We start from the raw sequence: 17,332 nt of genomic DNA on the forward strand, positions 1-17,332 counted from the left end.
CGCCCGCTTCGTTCGTGCCGGGGGTCAGAACCGCAGGGCGCGGATGATCGAGCACGGGTCGGTGTAGGACTTCCAGCGCACGATCCGCCCGCCGCGCACGGTGAGGCATTCGACGTACTCGATCTCGAACGCCACGCCGGTGCCGCGGGCGACGCCCTTCTCGTGCACGATGCCGACCGCCTGGTCGCCGTCCACCACCAGGCCGCGCAGCTCCTTGCGCTTCACCTCGCAGACCGAGGTGAACGCTTCGAAGCTGGCCAGCACGGCGGCCGGGCCGTGGTAGGTGCCGATCCACGGCATGCAGTCGTGGTGGCCGGGCACGCCGACGAAGTTGACCCACTCGACCTCGTCGCCGAGCAGGTCCGCGGCCTGCGCCACGTCGCCGCCGCACACGCGCTCGAACCACGCCAGCGCGGTGGCCCGGGTGCTGCCGGTGTCCTCGCCGGCGGCCGGGACCGGGCCGCCGGTCTGCCAGTCCGGGGTGAAGGTGACCCCGGTGATCCGCCAGCCGCCGCCGGTGCGGCGCAGGTTCATCCGGTAGTGGCCGCCGAGCACCCACGGCGGCCCACCGGCGGCGGGCACGTGCGTGGCCTGGACCTGGCAGCGGCAGACCGCGGTGCCGCCGTCGAGGGCGACCACGTGGTTGCCGATGAGGTGCTGGGTGGTGGCGTACCCGGCGAACTCCGCCGCCCAGCCCGCCACCGCGTCGGCGGCCGCCACGGTCGCCGGGTCGCCGCCGTGCAGCGCGCGGTAGTCCAGGCGGACCGCGCCGGCCAGCAGCCCGGTCATCGCCGTCCAGTCGCGGCGGTCGGCGTACCAGCCGAACCTGTCGCACGCCTCGATCACGTCCAGCCGGTCGGTCGCGGTCATCCCCTGCTCCTGTCCGCCAGGTGCGCCGCGGCCAGGTCGAGCGCCGCGGCGACGGTGGGTTCGTCGTCGTAGAAGTCGAACTGCGTGCCGGTCAGCCAGTGCACTGTGGACGGACCGGCCAGCCGCGCGAGGAACTTGCGGACGCCGCCGGGCAGGGCCGCGTCCTCGCTGTGCACGAGGAGGACCGGCGCGGCGACGCGGCTCGCGACGGCGATGGGGTCGAACCGCAGCCAGTGCGGCCAGGACAGCTCCGCGAACCGGTTGGGCCACTGCGGGACGGCGCCGCGGGCCGGGTCGAGGTAGTAGCGGAAGGGGCCGGGCATCGCGGCCGCCGGGTCGGTGGTGCTGACGGCCGGGACGTACCGGACGGCTCCAGTGCGCGCGAACTCGGCGGCGGCCGCCTCGCCGCGGCGGATCCGCTCGGCGACCCCGGCTTCGCCGCCGTAGACCTCGCCGACCAGGTCGGCGTCGTGCAGCCAGGGGGCGATCAGCGCGAGAGAACCGAAAAGGGCGGGTTCCGCGGCCGCCGCGACGGCCAGGTAGCCGGCACCGGCGCAGACGCCCGCCCCGCCGACGCGCGCAGTGTCCACAAGGGAGCACCGGCGCAGGAAACCGGCGGCGGCGACCAGATCGGCGACCTTCCGGTCCGGCAGTTCGGCGTCGCGCGGGGAGCCACCGGAAGCGCCGTGGCCGCGGAAGTCGAAGGCCAGCGCGGCGATCCCGCGCCGGGCGAGGCCGCGGGCGTACCGGCCGGCCATCTGCTCCTTGACGGTGGTCCACGACCCGGCGACGACCACGGCGGGTGGCGGCGGCCCGTCGCCGGGTGGAAGGTGGAGGTCGCCGACCAGGGTCTCGCCACCGGATCGGAACTCGACCTGCCGAACTGTCATGTCTGGCTCCCCTTCGTTCCGCCACGCACGCCTCACGACGCCGCCTTCAGAACCACACACCCCAGCTCGGTCAGCTCGGCCGGGACCACCGTGCCGGGCATGCCCGGCCGCGCCGGGCCGAGAAGACCGGCGCGGGCCAGCTCGTGCACCGCGTGCTGGTCGCAGCAGGCGACCCCATCCACGAACAGGTCCGGCGCGCAGCCGCAGCGCAGGGTGGCCCGGCCGTCGGCCACCGCGCGCAGGATCGCCCGGTCCCGGTGGCTCAGCGCCGTCACCGGAGACCCCGGCCGAGCTCGGCGCGGGGGTCCGTCCCCGCGATCTCCGCGTAACCCGAGCAGAACGCGTCGCGTGCCGTGCCGTCGCCGTCGAGGCCGGTGCGGGCGATCGAGCGCAGGAGGCTCTCGACGTCCCGCAGCGGCGACTGCACGGCCGCTTCCGCGTCGAACCCGGCCAGCAGCCAGCGGGTCGGCGTGCGCCGGACGTTCCCGAGGTGCAGATCCCCGTGGATGCGCTGGGCGAGCCCGCCGGACGGCAGCGGGATCGTCCCGAACCGGCCGGCGAGCGTCCGGTGCACGGACGCGACCGCCCGGCCGAGGACGCCCGCCTCGGCGGCGAGGGCCGGCCCCGCCAGGCGCCGGCCGTCCACGGCGTCCGTGGCGGAGGACTGCAGCACGGCGAGGACGACCGGAGCACCGTCCAGGTCGCCCTCGATCGAACCGAGCAGCGGGGCGATGTGCGGGCTGCCTGCCGCGTCGAGCGCGCGGTGCAGCTCCAGGTCGGGGTGGACGAGCCGGCGGAACAGCGTGAGGAGGTAGCGCTCGCCCAGCACCACCGAGGTGGCGCCCCGCCCGGCTGCGGCCGGCCTGCCGGTCAGCCCGCGCCGCGGCACCAGCGCCAGCCCGGCCCGCTGCCGGGGCACGAACCGGACGCGGTCGCGCGCCGCGCCCGTGCCGATCAACGCCGTCAGCTCGGCGGTGAGCAGGTCGTCGGCGGCCGCGTCGTACACGGCCAGTTCGCCGGTGGTCGCGATGGGGACGACGCCGGGCAGCGGCGTGCGCGGCGCGCGCAGGCCCAGCGGCAGCCCGTAGCGCACGACCTCGCCGCCGGTGCGGACCTCGGCCACCGTGAGCAGCCCGGCGGGACCGCCCCAGGCGAGCTGGTCGGTGAACCGGCCGAGCACGCGGAGCCGGACCCGGTCCACGCGGCGGCCGGCCCAGGGCTGTCCGGGCAGCCAGGTGCGCAGCGCGAGCTCGGTGTCGCCGAGCAGGGCGCCGAGGCGGTCGTCGAGGGCGGCGGTCATCAGCGTCCCCTTTCGTCGTGCAGCGAGAACCAGAAGAACCCGTGCCGGGGCAGCACCAGCGGGTACGGCTCCGCGCCGATCAGCGGGAAGCGCACCGAACCGGTCAGCTCCACCGGGCGCCGCCCGGCGAACTCGGTCAGCTCCAGCGCGGCCGGCTGCGGGTGCGGCGACAGGTTGTTGACGCAGAGCAGGACGTCGTCCACGCCGTCGTCGCCGACGTGCCGCCGCAGGAACGCCAGCACCGCCGGGTTGCCGGCGTGCAGGTCGCTGTACTCGCCGAGGCCGAACGCGGGGTGCGCGCGCCGCACCTCGAGCATCCGGCGCGTCCAGTGCAGCAGGGACGCCTCCCCCGCCAGCTGGGACTCGACGTTGACCGCCTGGTAGCCGTACACCGGGTCGGCGATCACCGGCAGGTACACCCGGTTCGGGTCGCACGCGGAGAACCCGGCGCTGCGGTCCGGGCTCCACTGCATCGGCGTGCGGACGCCGTCGCGGTCGCCGAGCCAGATGTTGTCGCCCATCCCGATTTCGTCGCCGTAGTAGAGCACCGGCGAGCCGGGCAGCGACAGCAGCAGCGCGGTGAACAGCTCCTGCCGGTCGCGGTCGTTGTCCAGCAGCGGGGCCAGCCGGCGGCAGATGCCGATGTTGGCCTTCATCCGCGGGTCCTTCGCGTACTCCGCGTACATGTAGTCGCGTTCCTCGTCGGTGACCATTTCCAGGGTCAGCTCGTCGTGGTTGCGCAGGAAGATCCCCCACTGGCAGCCGGACGGGATCTTCGGCGTGTGCGCGAGCATCTCCGAGATCGGGAACCGCGATTCCCGCCGCACGGCCATGAAGATCCGCGGCATCAGCGGGAAGTGGAACGCCATGTGGCACTCGTCGCCGCCGGCCGCCGGGTCGCCGAAGTAGTCGACGACGTCGGCCGGCCACTGGTTGGCTTCGGCCAGCAGCACCCGGCCGGGGAACTCCTCGTCGACCACCCGCCGGACGCGTTTGAGGAACTGGTGGGTCTCGGGCAGGTTCTCGCAGTTCGTGCCCTCGCGTTCGAACAGGTAGGGCACCGCGTCCATCCGGAAGCCGTCGATGCCCAGGTCGAGCCAGAACCGCACGACGTCGAGCATCGCGTCGGCGACGGCGGGGTTGTCGTAGTTGAGGTCGGGCTGGTGCGAGAAGAACCGGTGCCAGTAGAACTGCCCGCGGACCGGGTCGAACGTCCAGTTCGACGTCTCGGTGTCGACGAAGATGATCCGCGCGTCGGCGTACCGGGAATCGTCGTCGCTCCACACGTAGAAGTCGCCGAAGGGACCGTTCGGGTCGCGGCGGGACTCCTGGAACCACGGGTGCGCGTCGGAGGTGTGGTTCATCACGAGGTCGGTGATGATCCGCAGGCCCCGCCGGTGCGCTTCGTCGAGCAGCTCGACGAAGTCCTCGACGGTGCCGCCTTCCGGCTGCACGCCGCGGAAGTCGCTGATGTCGTAGCCGCCGTCGCGCATCGGCGAGCTGTAGAACGGCGGCAGCCAGAGGCAGTCCACCCCGAGCCACTGCAGGTAGTCGAGCTTGCCGAGCAGCCCGCGCAGGTCCCCGACGCCGTCGCCGTCGGAGTCGCTGAACGCGCGCACGAGCACCTCGTAGAACACCGCCCGCTTGAACCAGCCGGGATCGGCGCGCACCGGCGGGATCATGCCGGGCCGGCCGAGCCGATGTGCGCCACCGACCGGTGCGGGTCGAGCTTCACGTAGGCGTGGCGGCCCCATTCGAAGATCTCGCCGCTCACCTCGTCGTGCACCGTGCAGCGCTGGTCCGGGGACCACCCCAGCGCGGCGAAGTCCCAGTGCACGGTGCCCTCCTGGGTGTGGCAGTGGTCGAGGGTGACCACGCAGAGCACGGTGTCCCCGGACGCCGGGTCGGTCTTGGAGTAGGCGATGAGGTGGTCGTTGTCGACGTGGTGGAAGCGCAGGGTGCGCAGCTGCTGCAGCGCCGGGTGCGCGCGGCGGATCTCGTTGAGCCGGCTCAGCCACGGCTGCAGCGAGCGGCCTTCGGCGAGGGCGGTGACGTAGTCCCGCGGCCGCAGCTCGTACTTCTCCGAGTCGCGGTACTCCTCGGCGCCGAGTGCTTCGTGTTCGTAGAGCTCGAATCCCGAGTAGACGCCCCAGGTCGGCGACAGCGTCGCGGCGAGCGCGGCCCGCGCGGCGAACGCGGCCGGGTTCCCGGTCTGCAGTTCCGCCGGCAGGATGTCCGGTGTGGTGACGAACAGGTTGGGCCGGGCCTCGTCGGCGTGCTCGACCAGCTCGCGGCCGAACTCCGTCAACTCGGCTTTCGTGGTGCGCCAGGTGAAGTAGGTGTAGGACTGGCTGAAGCCCAGCCGCGCGAGCCCGTACAGCCGGGCCGGCCGGGTGAACGCCTCGGCGAGGAACAGCACGTCCGGGTGCGCCTCCTGGACGTCCCGGATCAGCCGGTGCCAGAACGCCGGCGGCTTGGTGTGCGGGTTGTCGACGCGGAAGATCCGCACCCCGTGCCGCACCCACAGCCCGACGATCCGGCGCACCTCCGCGTAGATGCCCTCGGGGTCCTGGTCGAAGTTCAGCGGCAGGATGTCCTCGTAGCGCTTCGGCGGGTTTTCCGCGCAGGCGATCGTGCCGTCCGGCAGGGTGCTGAACCACTGGGGGTGCGCGCGCACCCACGGGTGGTCCGGCGCGCACTGCAGGGCCAGGTCGAGCGCGACCTCCAAGCCGAGCTCCCGCGCCCGCGCGACGAACGCGTCGAAGCCGGCGAAGGTGCCGAGCGCGGGTTCGATGGCGTCGTGCCCGCCCGCGGCCGAGCCGATCGCCCACGGCGAGCCGACGTCACCGTCCGCGGCGGCCACGGAGTTGTTGCGGCCCTTGCGGTGCACCGTGCCGATCGGGTGCACCGGCGGCAGGTAGACGACGTCGAAGCCCATCGACGCGATCCGGTCCAGCTGCGCGGCCGCGGTGGCGAAGGTGCCGTGCACCGGGCGGCCGGTGCCGTCCGTCCCGCCGGTCGACCGGGGGAAGAACTCGTACCAGGCGCCGAAGCCGGCGCGGACGCGGTCGACGCGCAGCTGGCAGACCCGGCCGCGGGTGCACAGTTCCCGCACGGGGTGCTCGCGCATCACCGGCAGCACGGCGTCCGACAGGGCGGCGGAAAGCCGTTCGCGCACCGGCAGGTCCCGGCTGCGCACCGCGGTGGCGGCGTCGAGCAGCGCCTCCCGCTCGGCGCGGCGGTCGGGCCGGGCGGCGACGCGTTCGAGCAGCCGCGCGCCGATTTCGAAGTCGTTGGCCAGCTCGGGCGCCCCGAGCCCGGCAGCGGCCTTGGCGCGCACCGACCGCTCCCAGGCGGTCCACGGTTCGCTCCAGGCGTCGATCCGGAAGGTCCAGACCCCGGGTTCGTCGGGGACGACGACCGCCGCGAAGCCGTCCCCGCCGTCGCCGTCGGGCCGCAGGCGGGTCCGCCGGCTGGACCCGTCCGGCCACCGCAGTTCCACCGCGGCGGCGACCGCCTCGGTGCCTTCCGCCCACACGGTGGCCGACACCCGCACGGCCTCGCCGACCACCGCCTTGGCCGGGTGTTCCGCCGTCCCCACCGTGGGGCGGACGTCCTCGATCACGATGCGCCCGACCACCGCGCTCACCTCCCGCGCCGATACCGCTTCCTGTCCTCAGCGTGACAAGAGCGGTGCCGTCGAAGGGAAAACCCGGGTCGACTTTGGAAACTCGACGCAGTCAGTGCGCGCGCAGGGTGTACCGACGCTCCGCATAGGCCAGATCATCCCGCCACAACCGCGCGGCGGCCCGGCGCATGAGCGGCCGCAGAACCGGCGCAAACCGTGCAGCGTGGGCGAAACCCGGCCGGTCCGACGCCGCGATCGTCGCCTCGATCACCGCGGTTTCCGGGCGGCCGTCCGGGCCGGGACCGAGCGGGGTGGCGTGCGTCTCGACCACGCTGCCCACCCCCTCACCGTCCACAATGGTCATCAGGACGGTGCGCGGGCCCGGGCAGGTGAACTCCGCGACCACCGGGACGCCGATCTTCCCGGCCAGCCGGAACGTCACCTCGACGACGAACCGGTCGTCCGCCTCGGCCACGTCGACACCCTGCGGCGCCGACAGCACGCGCAGCCGGGCGAAGGAGTACGGGTGGAACCACGCGCCGTGCCACGGGTCGAGGCGGTTGGCCACGACGTCCTCCGGCTCGCAGACGCCGGTGAGTGTCGCGACCGCGTCCACCGTGGTCCCGTCCGGGCGCACCGGCACGGGCGGGCGTTCTGTGGGCGGTTCGCCGCCGTCCCGGTCGAGCCGGACCCAGGCGAGCACGCCGTCGTCGTGGGCCGGGAGGGCCGTCCACCCGGGACGGCCCGCGCCGACGCGCAGCCCGTGCCAGCGGCAGACCAGCTCGCCGCAGTGCACCCGCGCCTGGTCCAGCGGCGCACCGAGGTGGGGGCACGCACCCGGGCCGACGAGCAGGTCACCGTCCGGCCCGCGCCAGGCGACCAGCTCCCGACCGGCCACCCGGAACCCGGACGGCCGCTCGGCACGCACGTCCCGCGAGGCGGCGAAGACGAACCAGTTGCCGGCCGGCCGGGTCCCGGCCCGTTTCACAGCGGCTTCGATCAGCGCGGGGCTGCAGTCCCGGTAGGTGGGTTCCTGCCGCGCCCAGGCCGGTTCCCGGAACGGCTGCACCGGCCACCGCGCCGGCCAGCGCTCGATCACCTGCCGCTTGAAGTCCACCAGACACGCTCCCGCCCGCCACGGCCGGCCGAGGGGCCGGCACGCGAGCCATCCTCAGGCATGTGAAGCGATTGCGCAACGCTTCCACCGCCGCCCGCCGCGGTGCCGCCGGGCCCTCCCACCCTCGCAAGCGTCGCGAATGACTCATTCGGGACGTGCGAGGTCCCGAATGAGTCATTCGCGACCTGCGGAGCCGGGTGGGCCATTCGCGACCTGCGACGTCCCGAATGAGTCATTCGCGACCTGCGACGTCCCGAATGAGTCATTCGCGACCTGCGACGTCCCGAATGAGTCATTCGCGACCTGCGGAGCGGGCGGCGGCAGGCGCACCTCCCCGCCCCGCCCCGCCCACCACGCGGAGGCCGCCCTACCCCTTCAGCCGCTCTGCCGCCAGGTCCAGCGCAGCCGCGAGGTCGTTCACCCACGTGACCTCGCGGCCGGCCAGGTTCTCCCAGCCCGGGCCGGCCATCACGACGTCGAATCCGTCGCCGTGCAGGCGGCGGACCAGGCCGTCGTCGGCCGTGCCCGGGGACATCGACCACAGGAACACCGCCGCCGGGCCGAGCTTGGCCGCGGTGGCGGCCGTCGTCTCGGCGGGGACCAGCTGGCCGAGGTACACCGCCGGGATGCCGGTTTCCACCATCGCCGCCCGCAGCACCTCCATCGGGAGGCTGTGGCGCTCGTCCGGGCAGCACGCCAGCAGCACCGCCCGGCCCGGCGGGATGTTCGCGAACCGGGCGCTGTAGCGCTGCAGCGCGAGCGAAACCTCGCCGGTCAGCGCCCATTCGGACTCGAAGCACACGTCGCCGCGCACCCAGCGGTCGCCGAGGTGGCTCAGCACCGGCACCAGCACGTCCGTCCACGCCCGGGTGGGGCCGAGCGCGTCGAGCAGCTCGTCCAGCAGTGCGGCCAGCGACGCGAAGTCGAGGTCCTCCGCCGCCTGCTCCAGCTCTTCGACGCGCCGGGCGGCCGGGACGTCCGGCACCGCCTCCTCAAGCCCCGAAAAGACCGCCGCGGCGGCTTCGCGGGCGCGCAGGCCGCGGTTGATGAGCCGCTGCATGTGCTGCAGCCGCCGGACGTCGGTGTCGGAGTAGCGCCGGTGGCGTCCGTCATCCCGCAGCGAGGGGCCGACGCCGTAGCGCGCCGCCCAGGTGCGCAGCGTCACCGGCGAGACGCCGAGGAGCTCGGCGACCTTGCCGGGGGTCCAGGCACCCCGGCCACCCACCACGTCGACGTCCATCCGCACCACGTTCCTACTGCCGGGCTCCTGTTCTCTCCTACCCATACCCCATCGGGGGTGATTTGTGATGCAGATCACGGTTTATCCGGCTCACATCCGGCGACGCCCGGTGTGGAGTCCGGGCGCCGCCGGATGCCGGGCCCGCGCCGAGGGGGTGTAACGGCGGGCCCGGCGGGGCGGCGCGTGGCATCGCCACCCCGTCCACAGGAAAGTCGCTTCGATGCGGCACCGATCACGCCGGTCCGCCGCCACGTCTTCACCCGTTCAAGTGGACAAGCTACACCCCATATGAAACGGTTGCGAATCGAATAGCCTGACTGTGGGAGGGCGGGGGATGACCGCGACGACGACGCCGGCCGGCGGGCTGGACGCCCTGGGGCGGCGCTGCCTGGCCGAGGCGCACGGTTTCGTGCGCGAACGGGCGGCCGAGCACTTCGCCGGGCGCAGCGAGGGCGCGCTCGCGGTGACCGCGGTGCCCGAGTTCGTGGCGGGCGGGAAGTGCCTCCGGCCGCTGTTCGCCTACGCCGGCTGGCGGTGCGGGCAGCCGGATTCCGACGCCGCGGTCCGGGCCGCCGCCGCGCTGGAACTGCTGCACTGCTTCGCCCTGGTCCAGGACGACGTGATGGACGGCTCGGAGCTGCGCCGGGGACGGCCCGCCCTGCACGTCCGGTTCGCCCGGTGGCACGAGGAGCAGGGCTGGGCCGGCTCGGCCGCCCGGTTCGGCGAGTCCGCCGCGACGCTGTTCGGCGACCTGTTCCTGGTGTGGTCGGAGCAGCTGCTGCGCGAAAGCGGGCTGGCCCCGGACCGGCTGGCCCGCGGCTGGCCGCACTACGACGCGATGCGCGCCGAACTGGCCGTCGGGCAGCTCGCCGACCTGGTGAACGACGCGCGGGCGCTGCCCAGCTGGGACACCCTGCTCGACGTCCTGCGCCGCAAGTCCGGCAACTACACGGTCCGGCGGCCGCTGGAGTTCGGCGCGGCGCTGGCCGGCTGCGGGCCCGAGCTGACCGCCGGGCTGTCGGAGTTCGGGGGCCTGGTCGGCGAGGCGTTCCAGTTCCGCGACGACCTGCTGGGCGTGTTCGGCGATCCGGCCGTCACCGGCAAGCCCGCCGGGCAGGACCTGCGCGACCGCAAGGCCTCCAGCGTCGTCGTGCTGGCCGCCGCGATGGCCGACCGGCGGCAGCAGACCGACTTCGCCGAGCTGATCGGCCTCCCCGCCGTCGGCGACGAAGCGGTCGGGCGCTGGCGGGAGCTGATCGTCGCGACCGGCGCACGGGACCGGCTGGGCGAGCTGATCCGGGAACGGGCCGACAAGGCGCTCGCCGCGATCGACCCGGCGGTGGTCCCGCAGCCGGCCGCCGACCTGCTCGCCGCGCTCGCGGCCCGCTGCACGGACCGCGACCGATGAGGACCGTGCCCGGACCGGCGGACCGCGTCGTCGTCGTGGGTGCCGGGCTGGCCGGCCTGGCCGCGGCCCTGCACCTGGCCGGCCGCGGCCGGGAGGTCACCGTCCTCGAGCGCGATCCCGGCCCGGGCGGCCGCGCGGGCCGCGTCGAACGGGACGGCTACCTGCTCGACACCGGCCCGACCGTGCTGACCATGCCCTCGATCCTGCGGGACACCTTCGCCGCGGTCGGCGCCCAGCTCACCGAGGAACTGCCGCTCACCCGCCTCGATCCGGCGTACGTGGCCCAGTTCGCCGACGGCAGCACGCTGCCGGTGCACTCCGACGCGGACGCCATGACCGAAGCGGTCCGCGAGTTCGCCGGGCCGGCCGAAGCCGCGGGCTACACCCGCCTGCGCGACTGGCTGACGAAGCTGTACCGCGCCGAATTCGGCCGGTTCGTCGACGCGAACATCGACTCCCCGCTCGGCATGCTCCGGCCGGAGCTGGCCCGGCTGGTGGCGCTGGGCGGCTTCCGGCGGCTCGACGGGCAGGTCGGCCGGTTCCTCTCCGACGAGCGGCTCAAGCGGGTGTTCACCTTCCAGGCGCTCTACGCGGGCGAATCCCCGATGCGGGCACTGGCGCTGTACGCGGTGATCTCCTACATGGACACCGTCGGCGGGGTGTACTTCCCCACCGGCGGCATCGCCGCCCTGCCGCGGGCGCTGGCCCGGGTCGCGGCCGACGCCGGGGTCAAGTTCGAGTACGGCGACGCCGTGCACACCCTCGAACGCCGCGGCACCCGCGTCACCGCCGTCCGGACCGCCTCCGGGGGCCGGTACCCGTGCGACGCCGTCGTGCTCACCACCGAGCTGCCGGAGAGCTACCGGCTGCTCGGGCGGCGGCCGCGGCGGCCGGTCCCGCTGCGGGCCGCGCCGTCGGCGCTCGTGGTGCACGCCGGCGGCCCGGCCCGGCACCCGGACGTCGCCCACCACACGATCTCCTTCGGGCACGGCTGGCGGTCGACGTTCGACGAGCTCATCACCCAGGGACGGCGGATGAGCGACCCGTCGCTGCTGATCACCCGGCCGACCGCGTCCGAGCCCGGCCTCGCCCCATCCGGGCGCGAGCTGTACTCGGTGCTCGCGCCGGTGCCCAACCTCGACCGCGGCCCCGCGGACTGGGCGGCCGAGTCCGACGCCTACGCCGAAGAAGTCCTCGACGTCGCCCGCGCCCGGCTGCTGCCCGGCTTCGAGCCGGAGTTCACGCACGTGCTCGGCCCGGCCGAGTGGGCGGACCGCGGCCTGGTCGCCGGGACACCGTTCAGCTACGCGCACTCCTTCGCCCAGACCGGGCCGTTCCGGCCGCGGAACCTCCCGCGCGGGACGGACAACGCCGTCCTGGCCGGCGGCGCCACCGTGCCCGGCGTGGGGGTGCCGACCGTGCTCATCTCCGGCAGACTGGCCGCCGACCGGATCACCGGAGGGACTCGATGACCCGACGTGAACTCGACGCCGCCGGCATCCGCGCACCGGGCCTGCGCTCGGCCTACACGTGGTGCCGCGAACTCAACGCCCGGCACGGCCGCACGTACTTCCTCGCCACGCGGCTGCTGACCCCGGCCCAGCGGCCGGCGATCCACGCGCTCTACGGCTTCGCCCGCTGGCTCGACGACATCGTCGACGAGCCGGCCGTGGACGCGACCCCGGAGCTGCTCGACACCCGCCTGCGGGAGGTGGAGAACCGCTTCCTGGCCGATCTGAAGGCCGGGGTGAGCGACGACCCGCTGCTCACCGCGGTGATCGACACGGCGGCCCGGTACACGCTCGCCAAGGCGTACTTCGAGGCGTTCTTCACCTCGATGCGGATGGACCTCACCGTCACCGGCTACGCCACCCGCGCCGATCTCGACACCTACGTGCACGGCTCGGCGGAGGTGATCGGGCTGCAGGTGCTGCCGGTGCTCGGCACCGTCGCCCCGCGCGAGGAGGCCGAGCCGCGGGCCGCCGCGCTGGGCAAGGCGTTCCAGCTGACCAACTTCCTGCGCGACGTCGCCGAGGACCTGGCGCGCGGGCGCGTCTACCTGCCGTCCGACGAACTGGCCGCGCACGGCGTCGACCGCGACCGGCTGCTGTGGTGCGCCCGGCACGGGCGGGCCGACCAGCCGGTCCGGGCGGCGATCCGGAACCAGATCGCCGTCACCCGCGACGTCTACGCCGAGGCCCGCCCGGGGATCGCGATGCTGCACCCGGTGTCCCGCCCGTGCGTGGCCACGGCCGCGACGCTGTACGGGCGGATCCTCGACCGCATCGAGGACGCCGGCCACGACGTCTTCGCCGGCCGCGCGGCGGTTTCCCGCGGGCGGCGGCTGCTGGTGGCGTGCGGCGCGGTGGCCCGCACGCAGTGGGCGCGGGCCCGCCACCCCGCCCCGGCGCTGCCGGTGGCGGTGGGCTGAGGTGGGCCAGTTCGAATACCTGATCGTGCTGGCGGCCTGCGTCCTGGTCACGCTGCCGCTGGAGCTCGCGGGGGCGCGCGTGTACCGGCAGCCGCGGCGGCTGGCCCGCACGGTGCTGCCGGTGGCCCTGGTGTTCCTGGTGTGGGACGCGCTGGCCATCGCCGGCCGCGTCTGGGACTACGCGCCGGGCCGCGTGACAGGCGTTCGCGCGCCCTTCGCCGTGCCGCTGGAGGAAGTCCTGTTCTTCGTGGTGATCCCGATCTGCGGGCTGCTGACCTACGAAGCCGTCCAGCTCACCGCCGCGCTGGTCCGGCGGTTCGCGCGGAAGGAGGTGCGCCGGTGATCCCCTGGGGTTACACCGTGCCCGCGGCCGCCGCGGTGGCCGTCGTCGTGCTGGCCGAACTCCGCCTGCTGCGCACGGGCCTGTTCCGGCGCCCGGCCTACTGGTTCACGATGGCCATCGTGACCGCCTTCCAGATCCCGGTGGACGGCTGGCTGACCAAGCTGTCCGACCCGATCGTCCGCTACTCCCCCGAGCACATCACCGGCTGGCGCTTCCCCTGGGACATCCCGGTCGAGGACTTCCTCTTCGGCTTCGCGCTGGTGACCGCGGTGCTGCTGGTGTGGGAACGAACCGGCCCCCGCGAGGAGCGATCATGAGCGCGATGGCGAAGAACGGCCTCCCCCGCGGGGCGGTGCCGTCGGCCTTCGACACCGAAGCCCGCTGGTACGACCGGCTGGTCGGGGCCAACCCCGGCTACCACGAGCACCTCCGGCTGTCGGCGCGGCGGCTGGCGCTGCCCGCCGCCGGGGCGGGCCTGCGGCTGCTGGACGCCGGCTGCGGCACCGGCGCGTCGACGGCCGCGTTGCGGTCGGCCGCGCCCGGGGCGGAGATCACCGCGTTCGACGCCTCCGGGGAGATGCTCGCGCAGGCCCGGTCGAAGCAGTGGCCCGGCACGGTCACCTTCGTGCACACGCCGGTCGAGGAACTCGCCGGGATCTCCGGCCCGTTCGACGCGATCCTGGCGGCGTACCTGCTGCGCAACCTCACCGACCCGGACCGGCAGCTGCGGCGGCTGCGCGGGTTGCTGCGGCCTGGCGGCCGCATCGCGATCCACGAGTACTCCGTCCGGGACTCGCGGCGCGCCCGGTGGGTGTGGAACGCGGTCTGCGCGGGCGTGATCATCCCGCTCGGGAAGGTGACCACCGGCGACGCGACGCTCTACCGCCACCTGCGCCGCAGCGTCCTCGAGTTCGACGGGATCCGCGCGCTCGCCGGCCGGCTCGCCGCCGCCGGGTTCACCGACGTCCGGACCGCCACGATGCCGGGCTGGCAGCACGGCGTCGTCCACACCGTCCTCGGCACCAACCCGCAGGAGCAGCCGTGACCCTCGGCCGAGACCGCCGGATCGAGACGCTCCCGGGCGCGCCCGGCCTGCCCGACGCCGGACGGCTCGCCCGCCGGCCGGCCGCGGCGGTCGTCGGCGGCGGCATCGCGGGCCTCGCCGCGGCCACCGGGCTGGCCGAGCGCGGGGTCACCGTGACGCTGTTCGAGCGGGAGGACCACCTCGGCGGCCGGGTCGGCGGCTGGGCCGAGCGGCTGGCCGACGGGACGCCGGTGACGATGAGCCGGGGCTTCCACGCCTTCTTCCGCCAGTACTACAACCTGCGGTCGCTGCTGATGCGCACCGATCCGCAGCTGGACCGGCTCACCCCGCTGGCCGACTACCCGCTGCTGGACGCCCAGGGCCGCACGGACACCTTCGCCGGGCTCCCCCGGACGCCGCCGTGGAACGCGCTGGCGTTCGCCTGGCGCAGCCCGACGTTCACCGCGCGGGACCTGGTGCGCCTCAACGGCCGCGGCGCGCTGCCGCTGGCGACGGTGCGCGTCCCGGAGACCTACCACCGGCTCGACGAGACCGACGCCGCGAGCTTCCTCGAGGCGATCAACTTCCCGGAAGCGGCCCGGCACCTGGCGTTCGAGGTGTTCTCCCGCAGCTTCTTCGCCGATCCCCGCGAGCTGTCCGCGGCGGAGCTGGCGACCATGTTCCACCTGTACTTCCTCGGTTCCAGCGAGGGTCTGGTCTTCGACGTGCCCGCCGAACCGTTCCCGCAGGCCCTGTGGGACCCCCTCGCCGGGTACCTGGCCGACCGCCGGGTGACCATCCGGTCCGGCACGCCGGTGGCCTCCCTCGGCCGCACGGCCGAGGGGTTCACGGTCACCACGACGGCGGACACCACGCCGTTCGACGCCGTCGTGCTCGCCTGTGACGTGCGCGGGCTGCAGGAGATCGTCGCCGCCTCGCCGGGCGTCGGCACGCCCGGGTGGCGGGACGGTGTCGCGGGACTGCGCACCGCACCGCCGTTCCTGGTGCGGCGGCTCTGGCTCGACCGGCCGGTCGACGCCGGCCGGCCGCCCTTCCTCGGCACCGGCAGCGTGCCGCCGCTGGACAACATCAGCCTCCTCGACCGCTACGAGGGCGAGGCACGGCGGTGGGCGGCCCGCACCGGCGGTTCGGTCGTCGAGCTGCACGCCTACGCGGCCGCGACCGACGACCGCGAGACCCTGGTCAAAGCGGTGGACGACCGGCTGCACGCGATCTACCCGGAAACGCTCACCGCGCGCGTCACGGGGGCCGTTTCGCTGTGGCGCGAGGATTGCCCGCTGTTCGGGCTCGGCGACTTCGCGCGCCGGCCCACGGTCACCACCCCGGACCCGGCGCTGGCGCTGGCCGGCGACGGCGTGCGGATCGACCTCCCGGTCGCGCTGATGGAACGCGCGGCGACCACCGGCTGGGCCGCGGCGAACACGCTGCTTGCCGGCTGGGGCCTCGCCGGGCACCCGCTGCGCTCGGTGCCCAACCGCGGCCGGATCGGCCTGCTGAACCGGCTCGCTTCGGCCACCGCGGGAGGGGCGCGATGACCGGCCACGAAGTCGTCGTCGTCGGCGCCGGCCTCGCCGGCCTGGCCGCCGCCGTGACCCTGCACCGGGCCGGGGTGCCGTGCGCGGTGCTGGAAGCCGCCGACGACGTGGGCGGGCGCGTGCGCACCGACGTCGTCGACGGGTTCCGCCTCGACCGCGGGTTCCAGATCCTCAACCCGGCCTACCCGGCGATCCGGCGGCTGGTGGACGTCGACGCCCTGGACCTCGGCCGGTTCTGGCGCGCGGTCCGGATCGCCGACGACGACCGCGTCTCGCTGCTCGGGAACCCGGTCGACACGCCCAAGGCGCTGCGCGACATCGCGGCCCGGCGGTACCTGTCGGCGAAGGACCTCGCCGCGCTCGGTGCGCTGTCCGCCCGCGTCGCCGCGGGACCGGCGAAGGCGATCCTCGACCGCGACGACCGCACGACGCTCGACGAGCTGCGGCGCGCCGGGGTGTCCGCGCGGGCCGTGGAGACGGTGTTCCGGCCGTTCCTCTCGGGGGTGTTCCTGGAGCACGACCTGACCACGTCGGCGCGGTTCTTCCAGCTGGTGTGGCGCAGTTTCCTGCGCTCGGCGCCGTCGCTGCCCGCCCTCGGCATGGGCGAGCTGCCGCGGCAGCTCGCCCGCGTCCTGCCGACGGCGGCGGTCCACCTGAACGCGCCGGTCGAGGAGGCCGGGCCCGGCCGGGTCCGCACGGCGGGCGGCGAGACCTGGACGGCCCGCGCGGTCGTCGTCGCGACCGACGGCTCGGCGGCCGCCAAGCTGGCCGGTGTCGCGGAGCCGCGGTGGAACAGCGGGACGACGTGGTACTTCGCGCCACCGCGGTCGCCGTTGCGCGAACCGGTCATCGTGGTCGACGCGCGGGGCGGGCCGGTCGTCAACACCAGCGTGATCAGCGAAGTGTGCCCCACCTACGCGCCGCCGGGAGCCGCGCTGGTGAGCGCGTCGGCGCTGAGCCCGCTGCCGGAGCACGAGGTGCGCCGCGCGCTGGGCCGGCTGTACCGGACCGACACGAGCCGCTGGCCGCTGGTGGGCCGGTACGAGATCGCCCACGCCCTGCCGTCGATGCCGCCGCCGCACGAGATCCGGCGCCCGGTCCGCCTCGGCGACGGCTTGTACGTGTGCGGCGACCACCGGGACACGAGTTCTCTGCAGGGTGCCCTGGCTTCGGGCGCGCGAGCGGCGCGCGCCGTGCTCGCCGACCTCGGCCGCGCGGCGCGCTGACCGCGTCCCGCGTTACGACATCCGGGCGGAAATTCGCTCCCCGCCCCGCGAAAACCGCCGCGATTCGCCCGGACGGGCGGCACCCTTCGTGCCGGTGCGGCGGTCTTCGTCGCCGGATGGAGTGAAAGCCGCGCGGCGATCTTCGGTGTTCCGGCGCAGCGCGGCCCTGGTCTCCGTAGCCCGGCCCGGCCGCCGCAACCCGTTGAGCGCCTTGACATGCGGCGCTCCGGGTGACGCGTCCCCGCCCTGCTAACGAAATCCCGCGCATTCCGTCTTCCCGAGGCAACCCGCAGTAAACC

General features: G+C 74.6%; 16 protein-coding genes. 8 read left to right on the top strand and 8 right to left on the bottom strand.

Going from position 1 to position 17,332, the window contains the following annotated elements; translation table 11 throughout:
• Window positions 1-24: 24 nt before the first annotated feature.
• From OO60_RS45060 to OO60_RS27320, 8 genes are all read right to left on the bottom strand, one after another.
• Window positions 25-870 carry a nuclear transport factor 2 family protein gene (locus OO60_RS45060; protein WP_051767786.1) on the bottom strand — a complete coding sequence of 282 codons (846 nt, stop codon included), beginning with the start codon at window positions 868-870 and terminating at the stop codon, window positions 25-27.
• Window positions 867-1,760: an alpha/beta hydrolase gene (locus OO60_RS27290; RefSeq protein WP_003100843.1), complete on the bottom strand. Its 894-nt coding sequence runs from the start codon at window positions 1,758-1,760 to the stop codon at window positions 867-869. The genes OO60_RS45060 and OO60_RS27290 overlap by 4 nt, the downstream gene beginning before the upstream one ends.
• A 32-nt stretch (window positions 1,761-1,792) precedes the next feature.
• Window positions 1,793-2,035, bottom strand: coding sequence for a hypothetical protein (locus OO60_RS27295; protein WP_003100841.1), 243 nt, complete (start codon window positions 2,033-2,035; stop codon window positions 1,793-1,795).
• Window positions 2,032-3,060, bottom strand: coding sequence for a maltokinase N-terminal cap-like domain-containing protein (locus OO60_RS27300; RefSeq protein ID WP_033262365.1), 1,029 nt, complete (start codon window positions 3,058-3,060; stop codon window positions 2,032-2,034). The genes OO60_RS27295 and OO60_RS27300 overlap by 4 nt, the downstream gene beginning before the upstream one ends.
• Entirely contained in the window at window positions 3,060-4,742 is a 1,683-nt protein-coding gene (gene treS, locus OO60_RS27305) for a maltose alpha-D-glucosyltransferase (protein WP_004560861.1), read from the bottom strand. The genes OO60_RS27300 and treS overlap by 1 nt, the downstream gene beginning before the upstream one ends.
• Window positions 4,739-6,700 (bottom strand): maltotransferase domain-containing protein, encoded by a 1,962-nt coding sequence (locus tag OO60_RS27310; RefSeq protein ID WP_033262423.1) that lies wholly within the window; start codon window positions 6,698-6,700, stop codon window positions 4,739-4,741. The genes treS and OO60_RS27310 overlap by 4 nt, the downstream gene beginning before the upstream one ends.
• Before the next feature lie 100 nt (window positions 6,701-6,800).
• Window positions 6,801-7,805, bottom strand: a complete 1,005-nt coding sequence (locus tag OO60_RS27315; RefSeq protein WP_003088715.1) for a Rieske (2Fe-2S) protein — start codon at window positions 7,803-7,805, stop codon at window positions 6,801-6,803.
• Between the two features lie 367 nt (window positions 7,806-8,172).
• Window positions 8,173-9,045, bottom strand: a complete 873-nt coding sequence (locus tag OO60_RS27320) for a MerR family transcriptional regulator (RefSeq protein ID WP_033262366.1) — start codon at window positions 9,043-9,045, stop codon at window positions 8,173-8,175.
• Between the two features lie 334 nt (window positions 9,046-9,379).
• Between OO60_RS27320 and OO60_RS27325 the strand changes: the two genes are divergently transcribed.
• From OO60_RS27325 to OO60_RS27360, 8 genes are read left to right on the top strand one after another with little or no spacing between them, the layout of a single operon-like run.
• Window positions 9,380-10,453, top strand: a complete 1,074-nt coding sequence (locus OO60_RS27325) for a polyprenyl synthetase family protein (protein WP_003088717.1) — start codon at window positions 9,380-9,382, stop codon at window positions 10,451-10,453.
• Entirely contained in the window at window positions 10,450-11,925 is a 1,476-nt protein-coding gene (gene crtI, locus OO60_RS27330; protein ID WP_033262367.1) for a phytoene desaturase family protein, read from the top strand. The genes OO60_RS27325 and crtI overlap by 4 nt, the downstream gene beginning before the upstream one ends.
• Window positions 11,922-12,884: a phytoene/squalene synthase family protein gene (locus OO60_RS27335; protein ID WP_033262368.1), complete on the top strand. Its 963-nt coding sequence runs from the start codon at window positions 11,922-11,924 to the stop codon at window positions 12,882-12,884. Before crtI ends, OO60_RS27335 begins: the two co-directional genes overlap by 4 nt.
• 1 nt (window position 12,885) lies before the next feature.
• Window positions 12,886-13,227, top strand: coding sequence for a lycopene cyclase domain-containing protein (locus tag OO60_RS27340; protein WP_003103964.1), 342 nt, complete (start codon window positions 12,886-12,888; stop codon window positions 13,225-13,227).
• Complete coding sequence (locus tag OO60_RS27345; protein ID WP_033262369.1) at window positions 13,224-13,544, top strand: lycopene cyclase domain-containing protein; 321 nt, start codon at window positions 13,224-13,226, stop codon at window positions 13,542-13,544. Before OO60_RS27340 ends, OO60_RS27345 begins: the two co-directional genes overlap by 4 nt.
• Window positions 13,541-14,272 carry a class I SAM-dependent DNA methyltransferase gene (locus OO60_RS27350; RefSeq protein WP_033262370.1) on the top strand — a complete coding sequence of 244 codons (732 nt, stop codon included), beginning with the start codon at window positions 13,541-13,543 and terminating at the stop codon, window positions 14,270-14,272. Before OO60_RS27345 ends, OO60_RS27350 begins: the two co-directional genes overlap by 4 nt.
• Complete coding sequence (locus OO60_RS27355; RefSeq protein ID WP_051767787.1) at window positions 14,269-15,807, top strand: FAD-dependent oxidoreductase; 1,539 nt, start codon at window positions 14,269-14,271, stop codon at window positions 15,805-15,807. Before OO60_RS27350 ends, OO60_RS27355 begins: the two co-directional genes overlap by 4 nt.
• Window positions 15,804-17,033 carry an NAD(P)/FAD-dependent oxidoreductase gene (locus tag OO60_RS27360; RefSeq protein WP_004562489.1) on the top strand — a complete coding sequence of 410 codons (1,230 nt, stop codon included), beginning with the start codon at window positions 15,804-15,806 and terminating at the stop codon, window positions 17,031-17,033. The genes OO60_RS27355 and OO60_RS27360 overlap by 4 nt, the downstream gene beginning before the upstream one ends.
• Window positions 17,034-17,332 lie beyond the last annotated feature (299 nt).

The sequence above is a fragment of the Amycolatopsis vancoresmycina genome (assembly GCF_000716785.1).
In the GTDB taxonomy this organism is placed as follows: domain Bacteria; phylum Actinomycetota; class Actinomycetes; order Mycobacteriales; family Pseudonocardiaceae; genus Amycolatopsis; species Amycolatopsis vancoresmycina.

Excerpts from the sequence above, each read along its gene's own strand:
- OO60_RS45060 (WP_051767786.1), bottom strand. The coding sequence starts at position 870 with ATGACCGCGACCGACCGGCTGGACGTGATCGAGGCGTGCGACAGGTTC.
- OO60_RS27290 (WP_003100843.1), bottom strand. The coding sequence starts at position 1,760 with ATGACAGTTCGGCAGGTCGAGTTCCGATCCGGTGGCGAGACCCTGGTC.
- OO60_RS27300 (WP_033262365.1), bottom strand. The coding sequence starts at position 3,060 with ATGACCGCCGCCCTCGACGACCGCCTCGGCGCCCTGCTCGGCGACACC.
- treS (WP_004560861.1), bottom strand. The coding sequence starts at position 4,742 with ATGATCCCGCCGGTGCGCGCCGATCCCGGCTGGTTCAAGCGGGCGGTG.
- OO60_RS27320 (WP_033262366.1), bottom strand. The coding sequence starts at position 9,045 with ATGGACGTCGACGTGGTGGGTGGCCGGGGTGCCTGGACCCCCGGCAAG.
- OO60_RS27325 (WP_003088717.1), top strand. The coding sequence starts at position 9,380 with ATGACCGCGACGACGACGCCGGCCGGCGGGCTGGACGCCCTGGGGCGG.
- crtI (WP_033262367.1), top strand. The coding sequence starts at position 10,450 with ATGAGGACCGTGCCCGGACCGGCGGACCGCGTCGTCGTCGTGGGTGCC.
- OO60_RS27335 (WP_033262368.1), top strand. The coding sequence starts at position 11,922 with ATGACCCGACGTGAACTCGACGCCGCCGGCATCCGCGCACCGGGCCTG.
- OO60_RS27350 (WP_033262370.1), top strand. The coding sequence starts at position 13,541 with ATGAGCGCGATGGCGAAGAACGGCCTCCCCCGCGGGGCGGTGCCGTCG.
- OO60_RS27360 (WP_004562489.1), top strand. The coding sequence starts at position 15,804 with ATGACCGGCCACGAAGTCGTCGTCGTCGGCGCCGGCCTCGCCGGCCTG.